Source organism: Synechococcus sp. MIT2312 (assembly GCF_059772315.1).
The window spans coordinates 25281-45377 of sequence record NZ_CM186281.1; the positions used below are offsets into that span (position 1 = coordinate 25281).

At 57.1% G+C, this 20097-nt stretch carries 24 protein-coding genes; 7 read left to right on the forward strand and 17 right to left on the reverse strand.

Features of this window, described 5'->3' with window-relative positions; translation table 11 throughout:
- Positions 1–35: 35 nt before the first annotated feature.
- Positions 36–683: a L,D-transpeptidase gene (locus tag AC6EI9_RS00155; RefSeq protein ID WP_498468461.1), complete on the forward strand. Its 648-nt coding sequence runs from the start codon at positions 36–38 to the stop codon at positions 681–683.
- On the opposite strand, the gene hisIE is transcribed toward AC6EI9_RS00155, so the two are convergent.
- Positions 684–1352: a bifunctional phosphoribosyl-AMP cyclohydrolase/phosphoribosyl-ATP diphosphatase HisIE gene (gene hisIE / locus AC6EI9_RS00160; RefSeq protein ID WP_498468462.1), complete on the reverse strand. Its 669-nt coding sequence runs from the start codon at positions 1350–1352 to the stop codon at positions 684–686.
- 68 nt (positions 1353–1420) lie between these two features.
- Here hisIE and AC6EI9_RS00165 point away from each other — a divergent pair, with 68 nt between their 5' ends.
- The gene (locus tag AC6EI9_RS00165) at positions 1421–1912 is read left to right on the forward strand and encodes a 6-carboxytetrahydropterin synthase (protein WP_498468463.1); all 492 of its coding nucleotides are present in this window, start codon (positions 1421–1423) and stop codon (positions 1910–1912) included.
- On the opposite strand, the gene clpB is transcribed toward AC6EI9_RS00165, so the two are convergent.
- Positions 1913–4528: an ATP-dependent chaperone ClpB gene (clpB, locus tag AC6EI9_RS00170; RefSeq protein ID WP_498470106.1), complete on the reverse strand. Its 2616-nt coding sequence runs from the start codon at positions 4526–4528 to the stop codon at positions 1913–1915. It lies immediately after the preceding gene.
- A 143-nt stretch (positions 4529–4671) separates the two neighbouring features.
- Here clpB and AC6EI9_RS00175 point away from each other — a divergent pair, with 143 nt between their 5' ends.
- Positions 4672–4884 carry a DUF8662 family protein gene (locus tag AC6EI9_RS00175; RefSeq protein WP_498468464.1) on the forward strand — a complete coding sequence of 71 codons (213 nt, stop codon included), beginning with the start codon at positions 4672–4674 and terminating at the stop codon, positions 4882–4884.
- A gap of 134 nt (positions 4885–5018) precedes the next feature.
- On the opposite strand, the gene AC6EI9_RS00180 is transcribed toward AC6EI9_RS00175, so the two are convergent.
- On the reverse strand, positions 5019–6137 hold the full coding sequence (locus AC6EI9_RS00180) for a choloylglycine hydrolase family protein (RefSeq protein WP_498468465.1): 1119 nt from the start codon (positions 6135–6137) through the stop codon (positions 5019–5021).
- Positions 6138–6533: 396 nt separating this feature from the next.
- Between AC6EI9_RS00180 and AC6EI9_RS00185 the strand changes: the two genes are divergently transcribed.
- From AC6EI9_RS00185 to AC6EI9_RS00195, 3 genes are all read left to right on the forward strand, one after another.
- A complete protein-coding gene (locus tag AC6EI9_RS00185; RefSeq protein ID WP_498468467.1) occupies positions 6534–8474 on the forward strand; it encodes a hypothetical protein in 1941 nt (646 codons plus the stop codon).
- 430 nt (positions 8475–8904) lie between these two features.
- Positions 8905–9156 carry a hypothetical protein gene (locus tag AC6EI9_RS00190; protein WP_498468468.1) on the forward strand — a complete coding sequence of 84 codons (252 nt, stop codon included), beginning with the start codon at positions 8905–8907 and terminating at the stop codon, positions 9154–9156.
- A 126-nt stretch (positions 9157–9282) separates the two neighbouring features.
- A complete protein-coding gene (locus AC6EI9_RS00195) occupies positions 9283–9513 on the forward strand; it encodes a hypothetical protein (RefSeq protein ID WP_498468469.1) in 231 nt (76 codons plus the stop codon).
- 8 nt (positions 9514–9521) lie between these two features.
- On the opposite strand, the gene AC6EI9_RS00200 is transcribed toward AC6EI9_RS00195, so the two are convergent.
- Positions 9522–9680, reverse strand: coding sequence for a hypothetical protein (locus tag AC6EI9_RS00200; RefSeq protein ID WP_498468470.1), 159 nt, complete (start codon positions 9678–9680; stop codon positions 9522–9524).
- 59 nt (positions 9681–9739) lie between these two features.
- Here AC6EI9_RS00200 and AC6EI9_RS00205 point away from each other — a divergent pair, with 59 nt between their 5' ends.
- Complete coding sequence (locus tag AC6EI9_RS00205; RefSeq protein WP_498468472.1) at positions 9740–10045, forward strand: hypothetical protein; 306 nt, start codon at positions 9740–9742, stop codon at positions 10043–10045.
- Positions 10046–10082: 37 nt separating this feature from the next.
- Here AC6EI9_RS00205 and AC6EI9_RS00210 read toward each other — a convergent pair whose 3' ends face one another.
- The 13 genes from AC6EI9_RS00210 to AC6EI9_RS00270 all read right to left on the reverse strand — a co-directional run bounded on the left by AC6EI9_RS00210 (position 10083) and on the right by AC6EI9_RS00270 (position 20029).
- Positions 10083–10250, reverse strand: a complete 168-nt coding sequence (locus tag AC6EI9_RS00210) for a DUF8633 family putative protein (protein ID WP_498468474.1) — start codon at positions 10248–10250, stop codon at positions 10083–10085.
- Between the two features lie 94 nt (positions 10251–10344).
- Entirely contained in the window at positions 10345–10764 is a 420-nt protein-coding gene (locus tag AC6EI9_RS00215) for a hypothetical protein (RefSeq protein ID WP_498468476.1), read from the reverse strand.
- 18 nt (positions 10765–10782) lie between these two features.
- Entirely contained in the window at positions 10783–11010 is a 228-nt protein-coding gene (locus tag AC6EI9_RS00220) for a Nif11-like leader peptide family natural product precursor (RefSeq protein WP_498468478.1), read from the reverse strand.
- The gene (locus AC6EI9_RS00225; RefSeq protein ID WP_498468479.1) at positions 11007–11369 is read right to left on the reverse strand and encodes a c-type cytochrome; all 363 of its coding nucleotides are present in this window, start codon (positions 11367–11369) and stop codon (positions 11007–11009) included. The genes AC6EI9_RS00220 and AC6EI9_RS00225 overlap by 4 nt, the downstream gene beginning before the upstream one ends.
- Positions 11370–11496: 127 nt before the next feature.
- The gene (petE, locus tag AC6EI9_RS00230) at positions 11497–11856 is read right to left on the reverse strand and encodes a plastocyanin (protein ID WP_498468480.1); all 360 of its coding nucleotides are present in this window, start codon (positions 11854–11856) and stop codon (positions 11497–11499) included.
- Positions 11857–11891: 35 nt separating this feature from the next.
- Positions 11892–12899 carry an NAD-dependent epimerase/dehydratase family protein gene (locus AC6EI9_RS00235; RefSeq protein WP_498468481.1) on the reverse strand — a complete coding sequence of 336 codons (1008 nt, stop codon included), beginning with the start codon at positions 12897–12899 and terminating at the stop codon, positions 11892–11894.
- Positions 12896–13954 carry a uroporphyrinogen decarboxylase gene (gene hemE / locus AC6EI9_RS00240; RefSeq protein ID WP_498468482.1) on the reverse strand — a complete coding sequence of 353 codons (1059 nt, stop codon included), beginning with the start codon at positions 13952–13954 and terminating at the stop codon, positions 12896–12898. The genes AC6EI9_RS00235 and hemE overlap by 4 nt, the downstream gene beginning before the upstream one ends.
- A 100-nt stretch (positions 13955–14054) precedes the next feature.
- Positions 14055–16352 (reverse strand): 1,4-alpha-glucan branching protein GlgB, encoded by a 2298-nt coding sequence (glgB, locus tag AC6EI9_RS00245; protein WP_498468483.1) that lies wholly within the window; start codon positions 16350–16352, stop codon positions 14055–14057.
- 70 nt (positions 16353–16422) lie between these two features.
- Complete coding sequence (locus AC6EI9_RS00250) at positions 16423–17169, reverse strand: DUF3887 domain-containing protein (RefSeq protein WP_498468484.1); 747 nt, start codon at positions 17167–17169, stop codon at positions 16423–16425.
- 22 nt (positions 17170–17191) lie between these two features.
- Positions 17192–18841, reverse strand: coding sequence for a CocE/NonD family hydrolase (locus tag AC6EI9_RS00255; protein WP_498468485.1), 1650 nt, complete (start codon positions 18839–18841; stop codon positions 17192–17194).
- A complete protein-coding gene (locus tag AC6EI9_RS00260; RefSeq protein WP_498468486.1) occupies positions 18831–19118 on the reverse strand; it encodes a DUF8664 family protein in 288 nt (95 codons plus the stop codon). The genes AC6EI9_RS00255 and AC6EI9_RS00260 overlap by 11 nt, the downstream gene beginning before the upstream one ends.
- 66 nt (positions 19119–19184) lie before the next feature.
- The gene (locus AC6EI9_RS00265) at positions 19185–19589 is read right to left on the reverse strand and encodes a DUF4332 domain-containing protein (RefSeq protein WP_498468487.1); all 405 of its coding nucleotides are present in this window, start codon (positions 19587–19589) and stop codon (positions 19185–19187) included.
- On the reverse strand, positions 19586–20029 hold the full coding sequence (locus tag AC6EI9_RS00270) for a Ycf51 family protein (RefSeq protein WP_498470108.1): 444 nt from the start codon (positions 20027–20029) through the stop codon (positions 19586–19588). The genes AC6EI9_RS00265 and AC6EI9_RS00270 overlap by 4 nt, the downstream gene beginning before the upstream one ends.
- Positions 20030–20097: the final 68 nt, after the last annotated feature.

Genomic DNA, 20097 nt, shown 5'->3' on the forward strand with positions numbered 1-20097 from the left:
TGAGGATTGCGACCTTGCTGCGCTCATGCAGCCTGATGCGTTCACTGCTCATGGGTGCCGTACTCGTTTCGGTTGCCGGATGTGGTTCCTCCGGTCCTTTTCCCAGTGAAGGGCGTAGCTCCAAAGACAGCATCCGTATCCAATTGGATGCCGCTGAGCCCTCCGCCAGCACTGGAGAGATCAAAAACGGACGTGAACCCCTTCGCTTCAAGGTTGGCTATGGCCGTAACGGCATTGCCTGTGCTGGAACAACGTTTGAGGAGGGATGGACTCCCCTGGGCACCTTTCGTGTGAACGCAATCCTCAGTGAGGATCGCTTTGTGATGGATCCCGCTTTGGTGAAGGAGTCCGGAAAAACCGAGACCTATCTGCGCGAGAACCTCTTTCGCAACATGAGTGCGATCGATTTCAAGGGGGATGGTGAAACGGGTGAGTACGGCGAGGGTTACATCAGCCTCGCACCTGTGCCTGAAACCCCACAGCCCTTTCGTTTCAACACCTACGACGGCAAATTCCGCTGGTACAGCTTCGCGATTCACGGCACCAACGATCCCACCCGTGTGGGCAAGTCGATCACCGGTGGCTGCATCAACGTGGATCAGAAGGTGATGACTGACCTGCTCAAAACGGTGCGGCTCGGAGATGAAGTGGTGATCAGTTCTGAGTCTCCCTGCACACCCTGATCAAGGTCTGCGCGGGGCTCCACGCCGAGCCGCCAGGACTGACTGCACTTGGCGCCAGCTCACACCGTGATGGGCTAGGGCCACCTGCAGATGGAAGAGGATGTCGGCCGCCTCTCCAGCGATCTCGTCGGCGTTGTCGTCCTTGCAAGCCATGACGAACTCCGCACTCTCCTCTCCGATTTTTTTGAGAATGCTGTTGTCACCTCCCTTCAGCAGTTTGTTGGTGTAGCTGCCCTCCTCAGGCTGATCGCGGCGGCCTTCGATCACGCGCATTAACTCCGTGCAGGCATCCGCCGGAGGTGGGAGCGCGTCAGCTCCTCCCGGGGCACGCTGGTCGCTGTCTTCATAGAAGCAGCTGCGAGCGCCGGTGTGGCAAGCCACATCGCCGGTCTGTTCGATCGAGACCAAAATCACATCCGCATCACAGTCGTAACGGATGCTTCTCACTTTCTGGGTGTGGCCGCTGGTGGCGCCCTTGTGCCAAAGCTCCCGGCGCGAGCGGCTCCAGTAATGGACCTCACCGCTGCTCAGGGTGAGTTCGATGGAGTTTCTGTTCATCCAGGCCACCATCAGCACGGCACCATCCAGCCAGTCCTGGGCGATCGCGGGGATCAGGCCCGCCTCATTGAAACGGAGCTGATCAATGAATGCTGAGGTGAGGGGCTGCATCGGTCCGCGCGTGCTGCAGATGTAGACAGGAGGAATCCTGCCGCAGTGCCGTCCTCTTTATCCGCCCGATGCCTCTGCCCTCCGCTGGTCACACCTGCAGCAAGCATTTCGAGGGGTACCCCTGTTGCCATCGGCAGTGGCAGCATCCCGGACATTGCCGGTTCGTGCACGGTTACAGCCGCAGCTTCACCGTGTGGTTCGCCGCGACCCACCTCGACCCATGTGGGTTTGTGGTGGATTTCTCCAGTCTCAGGCCCCTCGAGAAGCAGCTCAGGCACCAGTTCGATCACACCTTTTTGGTGAATGCTGATGATCCGTTGATGCAGCAATGGCAGACCCTGCACACACAGGGTGCGCTGGATCTGCGGGTGATGGACAACGTCGGGATGGAAGCCACTGCACGCTTGGTCTGGGGCTGGGCCAACACCCTGTTACTGGAACGTGATGCCGGCCGCAGCTGCTGCTGGAAGGTGGAGGCGCGTGAGAACCAGGCCAATGGCGCTTGTTATGAGGCTCTTCCCGAGTGGTTCAGCACTGCGAACCCGCAACCAGGCCAGTGATCAGCGCAGCACCAGTGTCCGTTGCTCTTCGCTGCCGCTGGTCGGCTGCACATCCACAGTGACGTCATCCCCGTCGCCGTAATGTCCGGCCAGGATGGCTTTGGCAATTGGGGTTTCCAGTTCGCGCTGGATGGCACGCTTGAGTGGTCGGGCGCCGTACACCGGGTCATAACCGGCATTGGCTAACCAATCGGTGGCGTTGTCGCTGATCGTCAGACTGAGCTTGCGCTCCATCAGACGTTGACGCAGGCGGTCCACCTGCAGACTCACGATCTGGCGTAGTTCGTCTCTGCGCAGACTGTGGAAGATGATCTGATCATCGAGCCGGTTGAGGAATTCAGGTCGGAAATGGCCGCGAAGGGCTTCATTCACCCGCCGTTCCATTTCGTCGTGCTGACCGTCATCTCCGCCGAGATCCAGGATTGACTGGCTGCCGATGTTGCTGGTGAGGATCAGCACGGCATTGGTGAAATCCACAGTTCGACCCTGGCCGTCGGTGACCCGACCGTCATCCAGGATCTGCAGCATCACGTTGAACACGTCGGGGTGCGCTTTCTCCACTTCGTCGAACAGGATCACGGCGTAAGGCCGACGGCGCACGGCTTCAGTGAGCTGTCCCCCTGCCTCGTAGCCGACGTATCCAGGAGGAGCCCCGATCAGACGACTGACCGTGTGCTTCTCCATGTATTCACTCATGTCGATGCGAACCATCGCGTCTTCGCTGTCAAACAGCTGAGCTGCCAGGGCCTTGGACAGCTCGGTTTTGCCGACACCGGTGGGACCGAGGAACAGGAAACTGGCAATCGGTCTGTGGGGATCACTGAGCCCGGCGCGTGAACGCTGAATCGCATCGGCGACGGCGGTGACGGCCTGCTGTTGACCCACCACGCGCTCATGCAGCTGATTCTCGAGCCCAAGCAGCTTGGCCATCTCCGACTGCACAAGCTTGGCCACAGGAATTCCGGTCCATTTGGCGATCACCTCGGCGATGTCATCTTCGGTGACCTCCTCACGCAGCAGCGACTTCTCCTGACCGTTGTCGTCGTCCTCGCTCAGTGCGGCCTCCTTCTCCGCCAGCTGCTTCTGGAGTGTGGCGAGAGTTCCGTATTCCAGTTCAGCTGCCTTGTTGAGGTCATAACTGCGCTTGGCCTGGTCCACCTGTAGCTGTACACGCTCGATCTCCTCCTTGAGGTTGGAGAGCTCATCAATCGCTCCCTTCTCCTGCTGCCACTGAGCATTGAGAGTGCTCTGCTGCTCTGAGAGTTCCGCGAGTTCCCGCTCGAGCTTCTCCAGCCGCTCCTGGCTGGCGGCATCGGATTCACGGCCGAGCGAGAGTTTCTCCATCTCAAGTTGCAGGATCTTGCGATCGATTTCATCGATCTCCTCCGGTTTGGAGGTGATCTCCATCTTCAGTCGCGCGGCGGATTCATCCACCAGATCGATGGCCTTATCCGGCAGAAATCGGTCGGCGATGTAGCGGCTGCTGAGCACGGCGGCAGCCACCAGTGCACTGTCGGCGATGCGAACGCCATGGTGCACTTCATAGCGTTCCTTCAGTCCGCGCAGGATCGAGATCGTGTCCTCCACCGTGGGCTGGTCGACCAGCACCTGCTGGAAGCGACGCTCAAGAGCTGGATCCTTTTCGATGTGCTGACGGTGTTCGTCGAGTGTTGTGGCTCCGATACAGCGCAGTTCGCCTCGGGCCAGCATCGGTTTGAGCAAGTTGCTGGCATCCATGGCGCCACCAGTGGCGCCGGCCCCAACCACCGTGTGGATCTCATCGATGAACAGAACGATCTGTCCTTCGGAGTCGGTGACCTCCTTCAGAACCGCTTTGAGCCGTTCCTCGAACTCGCCGCGATATTTGGCACCTGCGATCAGGGCTCCCATATCGAGGGCGATGAGCTGTCGGTTCTGCAGCGCCTGAGGAACATCGCCGTTGACGATGCGCTGAGCCAGCCCTTCGACAATGGCGGTCTTGCCGACGCCGGGCTCGCCGATCAACACCGGATTGTTCTTGGTTCTGCGGCTGAGGATCTGAATGGTGCGGCGGATCTCCTCGTCACGGCCGATCACAGGATCAAGCTTGCCGTCGCGGGCGGCCGCCGTGAGATCACGTCCGTATTTCTCCAGCGATTCGTAGGTGGCTTCTGGGTTTTGATCGGTCACGGTCTGGCTGCCGCGCACGGCATCAATGGCGGTTTTCAGGGCTTTGGCGTCGGCACCCACCTGACTGAGCAGGCGTTGTCCGCAGCGGGAATCCTCTGCTAATGCGAGCAGCAGGTGTTCGATGGAGATATAGCTGTCTCCGTACCCCTGTTTGAGAGATTCGGAACGATCCAGCAGGGCGTTAAGCCCTTTGCCTAGGTAAACGGATTCCGGCGGAGACTGCAGCGCCGGTTGCTGACTGAGATGGGCTTCCAGGTTGCTCTGCAGAGCGGATGGTGTCACATCGGCTTTTTCGAGAATGCGACTGGCCAGTCCGTCCTGTTCGAGGAGTGCCAGCATCAGATGCTCGGTCTCCAGTTGCTGATGGCGTCGCTTCTGGGCCAGGTTCTGGGCCGAGAGGATCGCGGCCCAGGCCTTTTCAGTGAATTGTTCGGCCGTGGGTTGCATGAGTCCGTTGGTACTGCAGTCACCGTATGGGGCGGATCCAGGCTTGAGCCAGGGGGAACCGATCCAGTCGGTTCGGTCTGCACGCCAGCATGCGGCCAACCGATCCGGATCGGTAGGGTCCACCGAATCATGCAGCGATCAAGGTGGATGAAACCCCTGTGAATCCGACTCTGGTCACGACACTGGTGGCCAGAGTTCGAGAGCTCTATGGAGCTTCGCCCTCGGATCTGGAGAGGATGTGCTGGACCGTGGTTCATGAACATCATCACGGTGCCATGCCCTCCGAGTACGACATCCGGGAAGTTGATGAGGATCTCTATCTGGCCGTGCTCACCGCGGCCCGTCAGCCCGGGTGAGCGGCACTTGAGTGGGATGGTCTTTTTTTAGTCTTTGACGTTGATTCTGCAGGGATGCAACTTGATTGATGCTTGGAATCTCAGGGCCACTGTGCTCGCAACTTGAATGTTGAGGAAGAACTCATCAGTCTCTTTCAAGGCCTCAGAATGGTGATCCTCTGCGGTTGATCGAGTGCCATCACTTTGATGGATCCACCAGACAACGGCAGGTCTGAGAACCTCATCTGTCTGACATCGGGGTTCTCAAAAGTTTTGATGGAATAGGTGCCGTTTTTCTGATCAGACACGACCGACCACTCCGTGATTTCAAAGGTGGCTTTCGAGCCACCTCCTCCAAATCCGCCTCCAGCTGGAATGCCCTGGCTTCCCGGAGGTAAATCGAACTGGTCGAGCAGATGGAAGGCTGTTCCCACCTGGTCGGCTGAGCTCAGATCGGTGGGCGCATTTCTGCTGAAGATCAGTGCCCTGATGAACCTTGATGTGGAAAGGAAATCGCCTGGCAGACCCTGCAATCCCGCGCCGGCGCTGACAGGAGGCAGTGCCAGCCCGTTCACTGTGATCTCTGCCGGTGGCATGGCGTTGAGGTTGCCGTAGTTACCGGCTGCAATCAGTTGATAGGGAAGCGGTGGGGAGTTGGTGTAGACGGTGGTCGGGTTATCGAGCATGTTCAGCTCCCCTTTGATGTATTCCACGGAGAGGCTGTTTCCATCGCGATCGTGCAGAATCATGTGAATGGGAACAGTTCCGCCAAAGGCCTTCAGGACCGATCCATTCACCAGAACGCTTGGGAGCGACTGTTTGACTTCAGCAACCGACTCAAAATTGCTCAGGACATAAGCGAGCAATTGCCAGCTGGCAATCGAGCGATCGCTCTGATCGGCAGGAACGTTCTGAAACCGTGCGTAGCCCTCGAAATACAGCAATCCTCCTGCCATTCCCTTCTCATTCATGCCATCGACGAGCGCGTCGTTGACTCCGACGGCGTTCAGGCCGATCACCGCGTACCGGCTTGTCCAGCTCAGACCGCTTCCCTCCTGGCCTGATGGACCGGCTCCTTGGATCAGGGTGCCGCGTTGGATCAGGACGGCCTCGCTGTTCAGTGGTTTGGCAAATTCCATGGTTCGGCCGTACACCCTTCCACCGTCATTGCCTCTCAACGTGAAGCTGGTGCAGGCGGAGGCTGCGCCGATGCTGGCGCTGGCGATTCCGAGACCAAGCCCCATGGCCAGGGCTCGTTGCATCCTTGAGGCCATCACGTTTCTGCAGCTCCTCCTGAAAGGGTGTGAAGAGGGCCTATTCAGTGGCTCCTGCTCCAGGTTTTCTTTGGTCTTCGCGCCAGGTCAGACATCAGATTCTCCAGGGTCAAGTCGATCTCGCGACTGGAACGATGCTCGGCCACTGACAGGTGAACGTATTCATCAAATCGCTGCGGGAGCGATTCATCTTGAGGCGCTCAACACCTGCGTTGTGTCTGTGGTCTTGATCTCGATTCTTATTACGAGCATAGAATGACGCTTCAGTGAAAAGTTGTTTTCGGTCAAACTGTCATGAAGATGTTTTCGATGCTACAAAGCATCTTATGTTTTCATTAAGGCGAGCGACGATTTCTGTTTATGTCTTTATGAATGAAAGGTTTGTAATAACGCATTATGGCTGAAAGAGACATTATTTCGACGATCGAAGAACTACGTAATGCGATCTTGAATTATGAGGTCAAGGAGGTTTCCAGTGATCTGGTTTTTAATTTTCCCGATTCAGCAGATGGCTCACTTTATTCTCCGAAAATAGGATTTGCTTGGACAGGTAGTTCGGCGACTTTGTACGGCTTGCTTGTTCTTAACCAGCGATTCCAGTCTTCGTCAATTGATTTGTCTTTGAATGATCAGAATGCTTTAAAAATTGATTCAAAAGTTCTTAATGCGCTTCAGCGTGGTGTTGGTTTTGGGTTTGCATATCAAGAGAAACTCAGTGCCAAAGAATTAGAAAATACTGATTATCCTGTTTTTGACGTTAAGGCTACTTTTGCTACTTCTGCTGCCATCCTAGACAAGAAAAAAGGACCTTTCACGGCATTGGGTTCAGATGGCAAAGAAATTTCGATCAATCAGTTGACAATCGACCAGAGAATACCCACCCAGACTTATTGGCGAGAGCTTCTTGATGAGAAGATTGCTAAAAATGTTGTTAACCCCATCCCTATTCCCGGGATTGTTTTTAGTGAAATAACTGAGAGGTATGCAAATATTGACTCGACAACGACAAATTATGGAAAGATTGTTGGTATCAATGATACGCTGTTTTTTGGTGGCGGTGGCGGCGGCACTGGCGTTTTAAAACCAGACGGTCTTTCCTTTACTGATGGACTTACTGATTTTGATCAGTGGAAGACATTCCCCGAAGCGTTTGTTCGTTCAGAAGGTGCTTTTGAGCTCATGAAGAGCGTTAATCGTAGGTTTGGTGTAAATGGAAATCCGAATTCAACGCTTGACCAAGCATCTGAAATCTTTTATAAGGAGTTTTTGCAAAAAAGGTTGGAAGAATATACGCAATTGGAAAGATTCCAGTCGTCGAATGGTACATGGCTTAAAAATAGAAAGTCCGAACTCATTGGTGAGCTTGTGGTGTTAGTTCGTTCCTTTGAGAATTTTCAACTTGCATCCTCTTCCTTGAATACGGGTAGTAACGGAGAAGGCTTTTCAAATGCTGCCAATCCATTGGTTGGCAGAAGTTATGAAGAAATCACTGTCAACGATGATTTTCGCATTGATACTTTCATGGGGCAAGAGTTTATTATTGACAACTTAAAGATTCCTGGCACTGGCGAATTTGCTGCTGAGGGTTGGTTGTCTTTGGCCTCAAGTTCCGATGTAGATCTTAACGATAACGCTTATCCTAGCGATGGATGGTTTAATTTGGATCAAAAGAAATCACTTGAGAAGAGCGACATTGGTGGAGGTCTAAGTGATTACAAGAGTCATTTCGCCATCAATGACAACACGATTAAATTCGCTGCCTTTGCTCGTAATTCGGTCAGTAGTGATACGATTTCCGCCGCTGAGTTGACCTCTGAATTTAAGAACACGCTTCAAGGTCGCACGCGTATTAGTAATGATGCTTTTGAGGATGTTCGGATTGATGATCTGGTGGGCTTTGGAAGTGACTTCCTTCCGGATAACTTCAGTACATTCATCTCAATGGCTGGTGGAGTGGATCGTGTAACAGGAAGCCGCTTTGCGGATGTGATCATTGGGCCAGGTGAGAGTAGTTTGCATGGGACCATGACATTTAACTCCGGAGATGGTGGTGATTTTGTCAAGCCAGGAAGGGGGCAGTCGTTGTGGTTGCTTGGAAAAGGGCGTGATGTCATTGCATTTTCCAAGGGTGATTTGTTTGGCCAGTCAATCTTCCTTGACTACAACAAAAAAGAAGACGTATTGATCTACGAAAAGGGAATCACTGCTGAAATAGATGCCAATGATCGTTCAATTCTTTATTTGAAAGATGATTCAAGTGACGCCGTAAAAACGATCCTGCTATCCGGCTCTAGTGATCTGTTTTGGTCTGAACAATCAATCCAGGCTGGCTTCTGAAGTTGATGCTGAAAGGCGGACGAGTGGAGTTGACCTGAGGGTCAACTCCACTCTTGGGTGCAATGGATTTGGATGCTTTCATCGGTGCGCTTCGCACTTGGGCTGAAATTCACTGCATCCATCGGGACGGCATGGCAAGCAGGTCTCCGATGAACTGCTCATTCTTTGGTCTGCTGGTTCGTCGGGTCGGCTTGGATCTCACCAGCTTCACGTCTTCCACTGCGTCGCTCCACTCAAGGCATGTGTGAGCAGCAGTTGCATCCCAACCAAGGCATGGGCCATGGTTAAGCAAATCTGAAGGAGTGGGTTGTGAAGGCTGCACCGTCCTGTCCTCTGCACCTGGGGATTCTCGATTCACCCGACTACTGGACCGACAACGCCCTGGTTGAGTCTGTATCGCCAACGACCGCTTCGGAGTGGAGGCAATGGATTGAACAGTCCGAGTCCGATCGCAGACTCAGGAACCCTGACCGGCAGTCTGGTCTTCGTGGCTGAAACGTCCTCCGTTCGGCAGGATGAAGGCATGAAGAAACGGTCATGGCTGACTCGGGTCGGAGCACACCTTCTGGGTGTGGTGGATGAGTACTGGGCCATGCGCGAACCTGCCCAGTATCACCAGCAGCTTCCCCGCTGTGAGCTGAAAAGCGACATCGATGCGACCAGGTCAGCGAGCCAGAGTTGACAGAGTGGAGCCGCAAGCACGCTTCCAATCGCTCTGATACAGCATCCCCGCCTCAGTGACGATAGGGCTGCCACTCCGTTGGACTGTGGCTAGGGGTTGGAGATGACCTCATGGATGGTGAGCTGCATGTCTGTGATCAATATCTCCGGCGACAGGATCCCCAAGCTGGATCGTGTGTCCGAGCACTGGCCGCGCACGATCCAGCAGTACTGGCGTGATCAGGAGAACCGCCAGAAGTCGCTGCAGGCCAAGCTCCTGTCTGAAACGATTCGCCTCCAGAGTGCTTCAAGGCCTCGCAAGCAGCTCTTCGCGAAGCGGCAGAGTTTCGTCTCTCCGTGCCACACGCTTCGGTCATAAGGTCCGTCTCAGCGACAGACCCCAAGATTGACTTTTGCTGCTTTGAGGGCTTCTTCACAGGCGGCACGATCCTCCTTGTCGATCTCTCCCTGACTGCCATTCAGGCGGGCTTCAAGAAACGCGATCTCTTCGATCCAGTGATGGCGGTCGTTGGGTTCAGGGCTCATGGCTGACGGAAAGTCGTTGCGACTGTCGCACTTACCATCCCAGCATCGAGGAGGTGCTGATGTCGGTTGTGGTGCCGGAGGATTTTGATTATTCGGCTTCGATCTCGTTTCTTGAGATCAGGGATCAGCTGCCCTTGATCGATCCTGAAAGCCTGTCCCGGCAGGATGTGCTGGCGATTCTTCTACACCTGTTTCGTCAGAAGCTCGGTTTTGTCGATCGCGGTCACGATGTCAACAACGCCGAAACGGCCTGGGTGAATGCCTATCTTTTCAGGCTCAGGCCAGGCCATGACGATCAGGGGTTGGAGGGATATGTGGTCGAATGCATCGGATCCAGCGTGGATCGCATGGCCGAGCTGCTCTGATCTCAGGCCTTGATAACCGGCGTCCGGGCCCGTTCAGTTACACCTGTCGTGGTCGATCAACCAGATCACATTGATTCAACCCCTGAGCATTGGGGTCGGCTTGCTGAAGCCGGTGCAGGATGTTGCGCAGATCGGCTCCAGCCAGTTCTCCGTTGGTTTCCCACTTCAGGCTGGTCCCGCGACGGTTGTGAACGGTGTCGTTCATGAGCATTCTCGAGCGAATGCACTTTCGTTGATCAGCAGGGCCCAGGACAGCGTGTGGCCAAAATCCTTAAAGGAAGTTAAAAATGTGTCGGTTGCTACCGTTTCGGCGCGATTCGTGTTCTGCCGAATCCTTTGGCCTGCGCCTGGCGGGTGAGGTTGCGTTGCTGACGGCTGAACAGTGCTTTGCGTTCAATCGCTTCTCCCACATGGGGCGCGATTTCGACGCCACTGGCCCGCATGGCGTGCTGCTGCTGCTGTTCTTCGCAGGACCCTGTCTCGGTCTGCAGGTAGGCATCCACGCAAGCCTGGGCCGTTTCCGTCGGCGCGTAATACAGAGTTCCAGGCCCCCTTCGTCGTCGAGTCAGGTTTCTCGTCAGGCGTCGTTGTTGCATGCCTGCCCAGAGCTGACCTGGGTTGCGGACCATGTAGCTGTTGAGACTTGGTGCCTCCGTGTCTTCGCTGAGCGCCATGGAGGTTCCATCAACGAAGTCGCTCAGCAGGGTGACGACTGGCATGGCCCGGGCCACAAAGACTCAGTCTCTGCTGCCGTGGGTTCTGATTCCCAGAGCGCTGCGGTTGAACCAGCTCTCCATGTTTAAGGTCTGATCGTTTTCGATCAGATCGGCACGACTCAAAGCGAAGTCGAGACTTCTTGCCAAAGCAACAATGTCAGCATCATTGGAGCAGCCATGCAGTTGTCGTCTCAGCGATGCACTGTGTTCGAGCGCATGAACAAAGGCACTCAATGCTTCTCTGCTCATCGTGACCACCCCTTCTCGGCCTGTTTCTCGACGAAGGCAGCCACATCATCGATTTCCCTGAGACTTAGCTTGCCTTCGTAGGAAGGCATTGCATTTTTACCGCTCTCGATCTGGTGCTCGATGGCTTCAATCGGATGCTGGTTGTAGGAGTCGAGGTAGGCCTGCAAGTCCGCCTGGCTCAGGGTGCGAGTGGCTCTGATGACGTTGCCGCCACCCATATGGCAGGCAGCACAGTTGCTGGAGAACAGCTGGGCTCCATGCGACAGGTCCGGGTCAGTCATGGCTCTTGCCGGCAGAGCCGCTCCGAGAGTGAGGCAAAGGCTGAGGATCAGTGCCAGTGCAGAAGCGGGGTTTGGCATCCCTTGGCGTTCATCTCTCAGCCAAACCTATCCATCATCAACAGCATGAAAAGACCCCAGGTTGAACGTTGACAATCTGGGGTCTGAATATCTTGAAATCTGAAAAATCAGGTGTTGTCCGAGCCGATCACTCGACGATCACCTGACCAACCATGCCAGCACCGCGGTGGGGCTCGCAGTAAAAGTCGTAAGTACCAGCTTCACCGAAGGTCTCTTCCCAGGATTCGCCGGGTGAGAACGCCAGATCGGGGTGGCTGTATTCGTCGTGACCTTCAAAGACGGCGTTGTGAGGGGCCATCTTGTTGTTGACGAACTTGACGGTGTCACCGGCTTTGATCGTAACGGAGCTGGGCTCGAAAGCCAGCATTCCGGAATCTGCGCCAAGCTTCACCTCAACGGTGGCGGCACTTGCGGAAGCAACACCCATAGTGCAGGCCAGCACAAGGGCGAGTGCGGAGTAGAAAATCGACTTGAGGCTCTTCAGCATGACGACTGTTGAAGTTGCCTAATTATAGGCGTATCTCAGGGTGATCCCCGTCTCGGTAAACCTGAATCCATCAAGACCGATTCAAGATCTGCGGCATGGCTTTTGTCGCCGAAGCGCTCTGGCTGGGTCACGGGTTGGTGAATGAAATGGCGCTGACGAATGGAAAAGCGATCCCAGGCATTGACCTCGATCGGCAGCACCCTGATCAGTGTTTCGATCAACCAAGGCCAGAGCGGGATGCCAGGAGTTCGTCGAACTCCCCGCCAGCGGCAGAGGCTGGCCACTGCTTCATTGACGCTGATGGCCTTCTGCCCCATCACAATTCTGCGTACAGCTCCCTGGCCAGGCTCCGGATTGCGTTGATGGGGATGGGTGGCGAGATGGCCGCAAATCGCAGCGATGTCTGCTGCATGGATGAAGTGGAAACTGGCATCGGCCCGCAGGAATCGAGCCAGCCAGAGCCATTTGCTGGCCTCTGCGAGGCCTTCGGTGAGGTAGCTGGTCGGGAACGGGCTGCTGCCGTCGACTCGGCCTCCGAACACCAGAGTGGGGAAGACGGCAACGATTTTCTCAGCGAGAGGATGCTCCTCAAGATCTTTCAGACACTGGGCCTTGGTCTGGATGTATTCAGTTCCGTAGGCCAGTGCTTCGGTTAAGGGCTGCAGGTGCCGATCCAGGATGCTGGCTGTTGAGAAATAGGTGATTTGCTCGATCAAGGATGGATTGAGCAATGACAGCATTCGCTTCACGGCCACAACATTCACCTGCTGAGCCCGTTCGGGATCACCCCAGGCAGTGGCCGTGTGGATCACACGCTGCACACCGGCCAGCTCAGATGCGAATCGATCGGCGTCGCGAAGGTCGCCCACCAGGAGTTGGATGCGCGGATGATCCGCGGCAACCGCAGTGAGTTTGCCGGGATCACGCAACCAGAGCAGCAGCTCAGCGTCGCTGTTCTCCAGCAGCCATGAGGTGGTGTATTGCCCGACGCAGCCGCTGGCACCCGTGATCAGGATGCGCGACGGAGTGGTGGACTGACTCAAGCGAGAGCCCCGACTCGGTCCATCACGCTCTTGCCTGCGGTGAAGAAGGCCGCTCCATTCTCCTCAGGTGTGCCGGGAAGGATTCCATGGCCGAGGTTGAGGATGTGGCGGCGGCCTCTGGCCTTGCGAACGCAGTCATCGATTCGGGCTTCGATGGCCTGAGGGGTTCCGAACAGCAGGCCGGGATCAACATTGCCCTGAACACCGATGTGTTCGGGCAGTCGTGCACAGGCTTCTGCCATGTCCACGGTCCAGTCGAGGGAGATGATGTCCACACCGGTCTGGGCCATCCGTTCGATCACGCCGGCGCTGCCGGAGATGTAGAGGATGAACGGGGTGTCGGGATGGGTCTGCTTGACCAGGTCGACCACCTTTTTCTGATAAGGAGCCGCGAAGACGTCGTAGTCGGCTGGACTCAGTTGCCCTGCCCAGGAGTCGAACATCTGCACCACCTGTGCCCCGGAATCGATCTGGTAGCGCAGATAGTTGGCAATGGACTCGGCGAAGTGGTTGAGCAGTTTGTGCAGCAATTCGGGCTCACGGAAGGCCATGGCCTTGATCACCGCATAGTTCTTGCTGCTTTTGCCTTCCACGACGTAGGCAGCCAGTGTCCAGGGAGCACCAACGAAACCCAGCACAGCCGCCTCATTGCCGACGCTCTCACGTAAACGACCCAGCACTTCGCCCACAAAGGGCATGGATTCGCTGGGAATCAAGGGTCGCAGAGCATTGACCTGGTCGAGATTGCGAATCGGATCACCGATCTGAGGCCCTTTGCTCTCGATGATGTCGAAGTCGATTCCCATGCCGGGAAGTGGCGTGAGGATGTCGGAGAACAGAATCACCCCGTCTGGCTTGAAGGCCCTGAAGGGTTGCATCGAGATCTCGTAGGAGAGATCGGGGTTTTCAGAGCGCTCGCGAAAGCTGGGGTACTTGTCCCTCAGATCGCGGTAGATCTTCATGTAACGGCCGGCCTGACGCATCATCCAGACCGGAGGACGCTCCACCGCTTCACCACGGGCTGCACGCAGTAACAGAGGCAGAGAGTCGCTCATCAAGCCGAAATCAAATCAGTCGGAAACCTACCTGAAGAAACCGTGCAAAAGCGCTGGACTCCAGGCATGCTGAGCGGTTCGTCACATCGTTGGCGTGGATTCAGTCGCGCTCGGTTTGTTCAACAGCGTTCAAGCTGCGTTTCGGATCGTGTCTGAACACCATCAGGCTTAACGGTGGCAGGCACAGGTCGAGAGAGTTGTCGTATCCATGAATTCCCCATTCATCGGTGGGTTTGCCTCCCATGTTGCCCAGATTGCTGCCGCCGTATTTGGCTGCGTCTGTATTGAAGATCTCTGAGTAAAAGCCCGCCAGTGGCACGCCAACCCTGTAGTGGGAATGGCTCTGAGGAGTGAAATTGGCAACCACCACAAGCCAGGTTCCGCTGCTGCTTTCCCTGCGCATGAAGCTGATCACTGAATGGCGGTTGTCGTTGCAATCGATCCACTGGAAGCCGAACTGATCGAAGTCATCTCTCCATAAAGCCGGTTCTGCCTTGTAGAGAGCATTGAGATCGCCCACCAGAAGTTGAAGCCCTTGATGCGGTTCGTGATTCAGCAGGTCCCACTGCAGATCGCCCCACACATTCCATTCGGCTCTCTGGCCGAATTCCATGCCCATGAAGATGGTTTTCTTGCCTGGGTGAGTCCACATGTAGGCCAGAAGAGCGCGCGTGTTCGCGTATTTCTGCCAGTCGTCTCCAGGCATCTTGTGCAGGAGATGACTCTTGCCATGCACCACTTCATCGTGGCTCAGGGCAAGCATGAAATTCTCGGTGTAGGTGTACCAAATCGAGAAGGTGATGTTGTTCTGATGAAACTGTCGGAACCAGGGATCCAGCTCGAAGTAATCGAGCATGTCGTGCATCCAACCCATGTTCCATTTCAGATTGAAGCCCAGCCCACCGTTGTCGGTGGGCTGGGTCACCATCGGCCAGGTGGTGGATTCCTCCGCAATCGACAGCGCTCCTGGGAAATGCTGGAAGAGCACGTGATTGGCCTGCTGAAGGAAACGCACCGCTTCGGTGTTCTCGCGCCCGCCGTTCTCATTGGGTAGCCACTCGCCGTCCGGCCGCAGGTAGTCGCGGTAGAGCATGGACGCCACCGCATCCACTCGGATGCCGTCGATGTGGAACTGGTCGAACCAGAACACCAGGTTGGCCACAAGGAAGTTGCGAACTTCATTGCGGCTGTAGTTGAAGATCAGCGTGCCCCATTCCTTGTGCTCGCCGATGCGTGGATCGGCGTGCTCATACAAGTGGCAGCCATCAAAAAAGGCCAAACCGTGACTGTCACGGGGAAAGTGACCTGGCACCCAGTCGATGATCACGCCGATGCCCTCGGCGTGGCATCGGTCGACAAAAGCCCTGAATTCATCGGGGGTTCCGTAACGGCTGGTTGGGGCATACCAGCCAGTGACCTGGTAACCCCAGGAGCCATCAAATGGATGCTCGGTGATCGGCATCAGTTCGATGTGCGTGAAGCCCCGCTCCTTCACATAGGGAATCAGCCGATCAGCCAGTTCCGGATAGGTGAGCAGGCGAGCACCTGGTTTGAGATCTGCTGCGGGGACCGGTGGCCGGGCGCTGCCATCGGCCTCAATGAAAGGTTCCTCAGCGGAGGCGTGAATCCAGCTGCCAAGGTGCATCTCATACACAGAGATCGGCTGGTCCAGCACATTGCTGCTGTCGCGTGACTGCATCCAGCTGCTGTCGGTCCAGCTGAAACCATCGAGATGGCTCACCAGGGAGCTCGTGGCTGGACGCACTTCGTGCTGGAAGCCGTAGGGATCGGCCTTCTGATAGCAGTGGCCGTCCTGAGTACGGATTTCGTACTTATAAAGCTCTCCTTCAGCCAGTTCAGGGACGAACAGCTCCCAGATTCCGCCGAGGCGCTGTTGCATGGGGTGCTGGCGACCATCCCAGCTATTGAGGTTGCCGATCACGCTGACGCTGCGGGCGTTCGGAGCCCACAGACAGAACATCACCCCCTCGACGCCGTCCTGCTCGCAGCGATGGGCACCCATGCGCCGCCAGATGTGATGGTGATTCCCCTCCGCGAACAGATGGCGGTCCATCTCGCCCATCCATTCCTGACGGAAGGCCCAGGGGTCATGCTGTTCATGGGTGATCCCTCCGCGGTTCACGCGCACCCTGTAGGTACTTCCCGGGTTGTGATCGATCTCGGTTTCGAAGATCCAGGGATGGTGTGGAGTTGCCATGGCGATCTCCTCTGAACCGGTCAGAAGAGTCACGTTGCTGGCTTCGGGCATCCAGACACGGATGACCCAGCCACCGTTGTCTTGGGATTGAGGGCCGAGAATGGAAAAGGGGTGGTCGTGACGACACTCCGCCAGTCGCTGGGCATCCTCAACCATCCAGTCCTGCACAGTGATGGTCATGACGACGGAGCTTTCTTAGGCCGGGAGCTTAAGCGGAAAGCCTGCTCAAACTCCTTCCCTGCCAGGGATTTCAGACCAGATCCGCTGAGAAGTCGACGTTGATGATCCGCCCCTGGCGGTTGAAGATCACGAAGAGGTTGTCGGTCATGTTGCCGAATTCAATCGTGACCAACACCAGTTGCTGCTCACTGCTGCTCGAGGCTGCAAGCGCGCTCTTGATGCTCTTCACACCTCCGAGAACCCGCTCCAGCTTCGACCACTTGCGTTTGAGGTCAGCAGGGGAGATCTCCTTCTGAAAGTCGAGATCCAGGTAATAGCGGGCTGCGATCCAACGACCGGCATCCAGATCCTGCACAAACTTCAGTGCCGTCTGTTCGATGGGGAGCATCGTCTCGACCCACTTCCAGGCCAGCAGTTGTCCGTCGTCATCGAGCACCAGCAGCAGAGGCAGCTCACGGGTGCCGCTGTTGGTGATGGCCACCGTTTCCACGGTTGTGTCGTCGAGACCTGGATTGATCGAGACCACTCGGAAGGATTCGATCATGGGCGCGCTTTGCAGGCGCTGGCTGATGGCCTCCACGCTGGTGGCTGATTTCAGGGGCGCCGCCAACAGTTTGTAGATCCCCTTTGCGTTCTTCGTTTGGATCGATGTGAGCAGTTCGTTGGCGGCGCTTTGGGCTTGGCTTGAGGTGAGATTGGTTCGCGGTGCATTGAGGGCCTGTGCAACCTCGAGATCGGCTCGGACGCTTGCCGCAGGGATCATCTCCACAGTGCAGGTGGCCATGGCAGCGGCCAGAAGACAGGAGGTGAACTTCACGGCAATCGTCAGAACGGTCGTGTCAGTCTGCCGGAGTTCCCAGGTGTTGGGGCGCCAGCAGAGGCAGCATCCACAACTGAGCCATCTCAAGATGCAACTCGATGCTGATCACGCGGCAATCGGCGCTGGGTGCGCTGCAGGGAACGGCCGGATGTCCAGGATTGATGGCAATGGCTGGCCAGGCGGCTCCTGCGATCGATAGACGCAGCCGGTCACCGGGTTCGAGCGTGGCCTGCAGAGGCTGAAGCTCTAGCTCTCGTTCACAGAGCCCGAGGGCTTGCTGTTCGCGGATTCGCAGCATCCCCGTTGAAAGCTGTTGCACCGTGTTCGAGCCCAGGGGCAACCGCGACAGTGCCACGCAAAGATCAAATCCAGGCTGGTCGGCGCAGACGTGAAGCCTGAGCTTCGGCTTGCCCTGCATCCGCAGGGCGCCTTTCAGGGGGGCGCCGGTGAACACCGCCACGTCACTACGACGATCAAGGGATGCCCGATCGCAGGGGCCGGCGCTCGGGCTGAGATGCCCTCCGATGGCGGGCACAGGCCGCCATGGGTCATGCACGATCACCACCTTGCCGCCTTGGCCGGATGCTGCCTCGAGGATCTGTCCTTCTTCTGAGTCAAGGCAGGCCAGGCCTCGACTGCAGAGAGACCAGCGCTGCTGATCGGACGGTTGTGATGAGGCCTGGGATGAGGGTGTGATCGATGCTGAATTCAGATCGTCTGCTCCGCACCAGCGTTCGCTGACTTGGTCCCACAGCCAGACGCCGATGTCATCCGCACTGTGCAGCGATGCCCAGTCGCTGGGAGAAGCGATCAGATGCCGCTGGAAGAACTTCAGCAGCAGTTCGCTGCTCTCTGCCCACCACTGCAGGTGGGTGGCAGGACCGATGTGGAGCTCAGGTCGCCCTCCCGCCGCTCTGGCTTGTTCCGCAAGAGCAATCACGCCGCGGAGATGGGGGTCCCACCATCCCCCCAGCAACAGCATCGGTTGCTGCAGCCATCGATGTGGCACGGAGTGCTGGATCCAGTCGCTGTCCCGTTCGGGGCTTTGCTGCAGCCAGCGCAGAGCCATGCCGTTGGGATCATGGCGTTCCAGCAACGGCAGGCCTTCACGCAGATAGCTGCCGTCTTCAAGGCTGCGTCGCATCTCGTCCCAGGCCTGATGATCTCCTCGCCTTTGGGCCTGAAGACTGGCCAGCTGCAAGCCCCAGCCCAGCCCCAGATGCCACCAGTGGGCGTTGCCGTCGCAACTCCAGTGATCCCGTTCATCCAGGCCGCACATCGCCGGTGCCAGACAATCGGGCGGTGGGCAGTCGGAAGGTGCCAGCAGTTGGGTCAGGCCTTGATAGGAGAAGCCGTACATCCCGACTCGACCATTGACCTCCGGCCTTTGCCTCAGCCACCTCAAGGTGTCGGCTGTGTCGTGCGCTTCCTGAGAGAAGCCACCGAAACGTCCTCCCGAAGCTCCCTGGCCGCGCACATCCTGAACCACGACCACAAAGCCGTGACTGCACCACCACTCGGGGTGAGGGAGCGTGACGGTTGAAGCGATGGACTTCCCATAGGGCTGTCGCATCAACAGCGCAGGCCAGGGGCCATCTCCGCAGGGTCGCCACACCCGCGAGACGAGCTCAACGCCGTCGCGGGTGATCAGGGACGCATCAGCGAACATCCGGGCAGTTGAGTCCGATCACATAGGTGGCCACAATTTCAGCTTCCGTCCTGTTGAGGTTGCGCTGGCCTGCAATCACAGCAATGGATTGGCTGGACAGTGCCGACTCCCCTTGTGCATTGATGGATTTGAACTGCTGACAGAGTGCCTGGGCTTCGCCGGGATTGCGCTTGACACTTTCCAGAAGAGAGGATTGGGCCTGACTGAGAGGGCTCATCGCGAGCAGTGTTGAAACTGCGGCAACGGCTGCGAATCTGAGGTTGTTGAGGAAACGCATCGGAACCTCTGTCCGAATCTGCCCCTCATTTGAAACGGGTGAGACGGAGCTTGCTGGTCCCGACGGTCAGTTCGTGTTTTGCCTCTCCCTGGCACGGAGGACCCAGCGGCGGGCCACGGCAAGATCCACAACTGGTGGACGTCCGCTTCGCAGCTGACGTTCCAGTCGTCCGGTGCGGGTGAGCACGTCCTGAGGGGAAGCCCCGGCGATCGCGGTCACGGTGGCCAGTCCTGCGTGCATCAGCAGGGCAGCATCCTGGGGAGCGAGGTCCAACGCGCAGGCCAGATCGGCCATGCCTTGCAGCCGTCTGAGGTTGCGTGCTGACGCCCGTCCGCTCGAGGCCAGTCGACTGATTTGCAGCTCGTCCAGAGCCTGCAGCTGTCCCCAGGTGGTGATGCCGGAAGCCAGCAGCTGTTTCAGTTCATCGCGCAGGCCCTGGGGCAGCTCCTGTAGGGGATCGTCTGGTTTCATTCGGCTCGGAAGTCGCGCACGGTTTCACCCAGAACGACTGCTCGGGAAGCCCCTTCACCCGCAGGCTGGAGCTGACGCAGACGAACCGTCACCTCAGGGCTGTTGCGGCCGCCAGGACGAACATTCCCCGCCAATTGCTGCAGGGTCGGTTCGATCGCCTCGTCTGGAAAATCGGCCTGGGCCTGAGCCACCACCAGATCATCACCGTTGTCAAAAACCACCGGCGCTCGCAGGGCTCCCTCCACGCTGACGCTGGGTGTGTAGCTGAGACCAAAAGCCCAGCAGCTGGCCGACAGCAGCAGCGTGAAGCTGCTCACTCCCACCAGCCGGAAACGGACCCCCCAGCGGGCGATGAAGGCGATCAGGGTCAAGCCGAACAACGCCAGACCGCCCTTGGCGAGCCAGATGCTGGAGGTGGAGAGCAATTCCTCAAGTGGCATGGACTGGTCTGCTGGGAATGTGGTCCTTATATTGCGTCGACCTCCGGCGTATTGACGGGCATCGATGC

Bases quoted from the DNA above. Each gene is read 5' to 3' on its own strand.
- glgB (WP_498468483.1), bottom strand. From the start codon at position 16,352: ATGACCATCACTGTGCAGGACTGGATGGTTGAGGATGCCCAGCGACTG.
- AC6EI9_RS00200 (WP_498468470.1), bottom strand. From the start codon at position 9,680: ATGAGCCCTGAACCCAACGACCGCCATCACTGGATCGAAGAGATCGCG.
- AC6EI9_RS00215 (WP_498468476.1), bottom strand. From the start codon at position 10,764: ATGCCAGTCGTCACCCTGCTGAGCGACTTCGTTGATGGAACCTCCATG.
- AC6EI9_RS00225 (WP_498468479.1), bottom strand. From the start codon at position 11,369: ATGCCAAACCCCGCTTCTGCACTGGCACTGATCCTCAGCCTTTGCCTC.
- AC6EI9_RS00165 (WP_498468463.1), top strand. From the start codon at position 1,421: ATGCCTCTGCCCTCCGCTGGTCACACCTGCAGCAAGCATTTCGAGGGG.
- AC6EI9_RS00155 (WP_498468461.1), top strand. From the start codon at position 36: ATGCGTTCACTGCTCATGGGTGCCGTACTCGTTTCGGTTGCCGGATGT.
- AC6EI9_RS00265 (WP_498468487.1), bottom strand. From the start codon at position 19,589: ATGAAACCAGACGATCCCCTACAGGAGCTGCCCCAGGGCCTGCGCGAT.
- AC6EI9_RS00270 (WP_498470108.1), bottom strand. From the start codon at position 20,029: ATGCCACTTGAGGAATTGCTCTCCACCTCCAGCATCTGGCTCGCCAAG.
- hisIE (WP_498468462.1), bottom strand. From the start codon at position 1,352: ATGCAGCCCCTCACCTCAGCATTCATTGATCAGCTCCGTTTCAATGAG.
- AC6EI9_RS00210 (WP_498468474.1), bottom strand. From the start codon at position 10,250: ATGAACGACACCGTTCACAACCGTCGCGGGACCAGCCTGAAGTGGGAA.
- AC6EI9_RS00185 (WP_498468467.1), top strand. From the start codon at position 6,534: ATGGCTGAAAGAGACATTATTTCGACGATCGAAGAACTACGTAATGCG.
- hemE (WP_498468482.1), bottom strand. From the start codon at position 13,954: ATGAGCGACTCTCTGCCTCTGTTACTGCGTGCAGCCCGTGGTGAAGCG.
- clpB (WP_498470106.1), bottom strand. From the start codon at position 4,528: ATGCAACCCACGGCCGAACAATTCACTGAAAAGGCCTGGGCCGCGATC.
- petE (WP_498468480.1), bottom strand. From the start codon at position 11,856: ATGCTGAAGAGCCTCAAGTCGATTTTCTACTCCGCACTCGCCCTTGTG.
- AC6EI9_RS00260 (WP_498468486.1), bottom strand. From the start codon at position 19,118: ATGCGTTTCCTCAACAACCTCAGATTCGCAGCCGTTGCCGCAGTTTCA.
- AC6EI9_RS00180 (WP_498468465.1), bottom strand. From the start codon at position 6,137: ATGGCCTCAAGGATGCAACGAGCCCTGGCCATGGGGCTTGGTCTCGGA.
- AC6EI9_RS00195 (WP_498468469.1), top strand. From the start codon at position 9,283: ATGTCTGTGATCAATATCTCCGGCGACAGGATCCCCAAGCTGGATCGT.
- AC6EI9_RS00255 (WP_498468485.1), bottom strand. From the start codon at position 18,841: ATGTTCGCTGATGCGTCCCTGATCACCCGCGACGGCGTTGAGCTCGTC.
- AC6EI9_RS00205 (WP_498468472.1), top strand. From the start codon at position 9,740: ATGTCGGTTGTGGTGCCGGAGGATTTTGATTATTCGGCTTCGATCTCG.
- AC6EI9_RS00220 (WP_498468478.1), bottom strand. From the start codon at position 11,010: ATGAGCAGAGAAGCATTGAGTGCCTTTGTTCATGCGCTCGAACACAGT.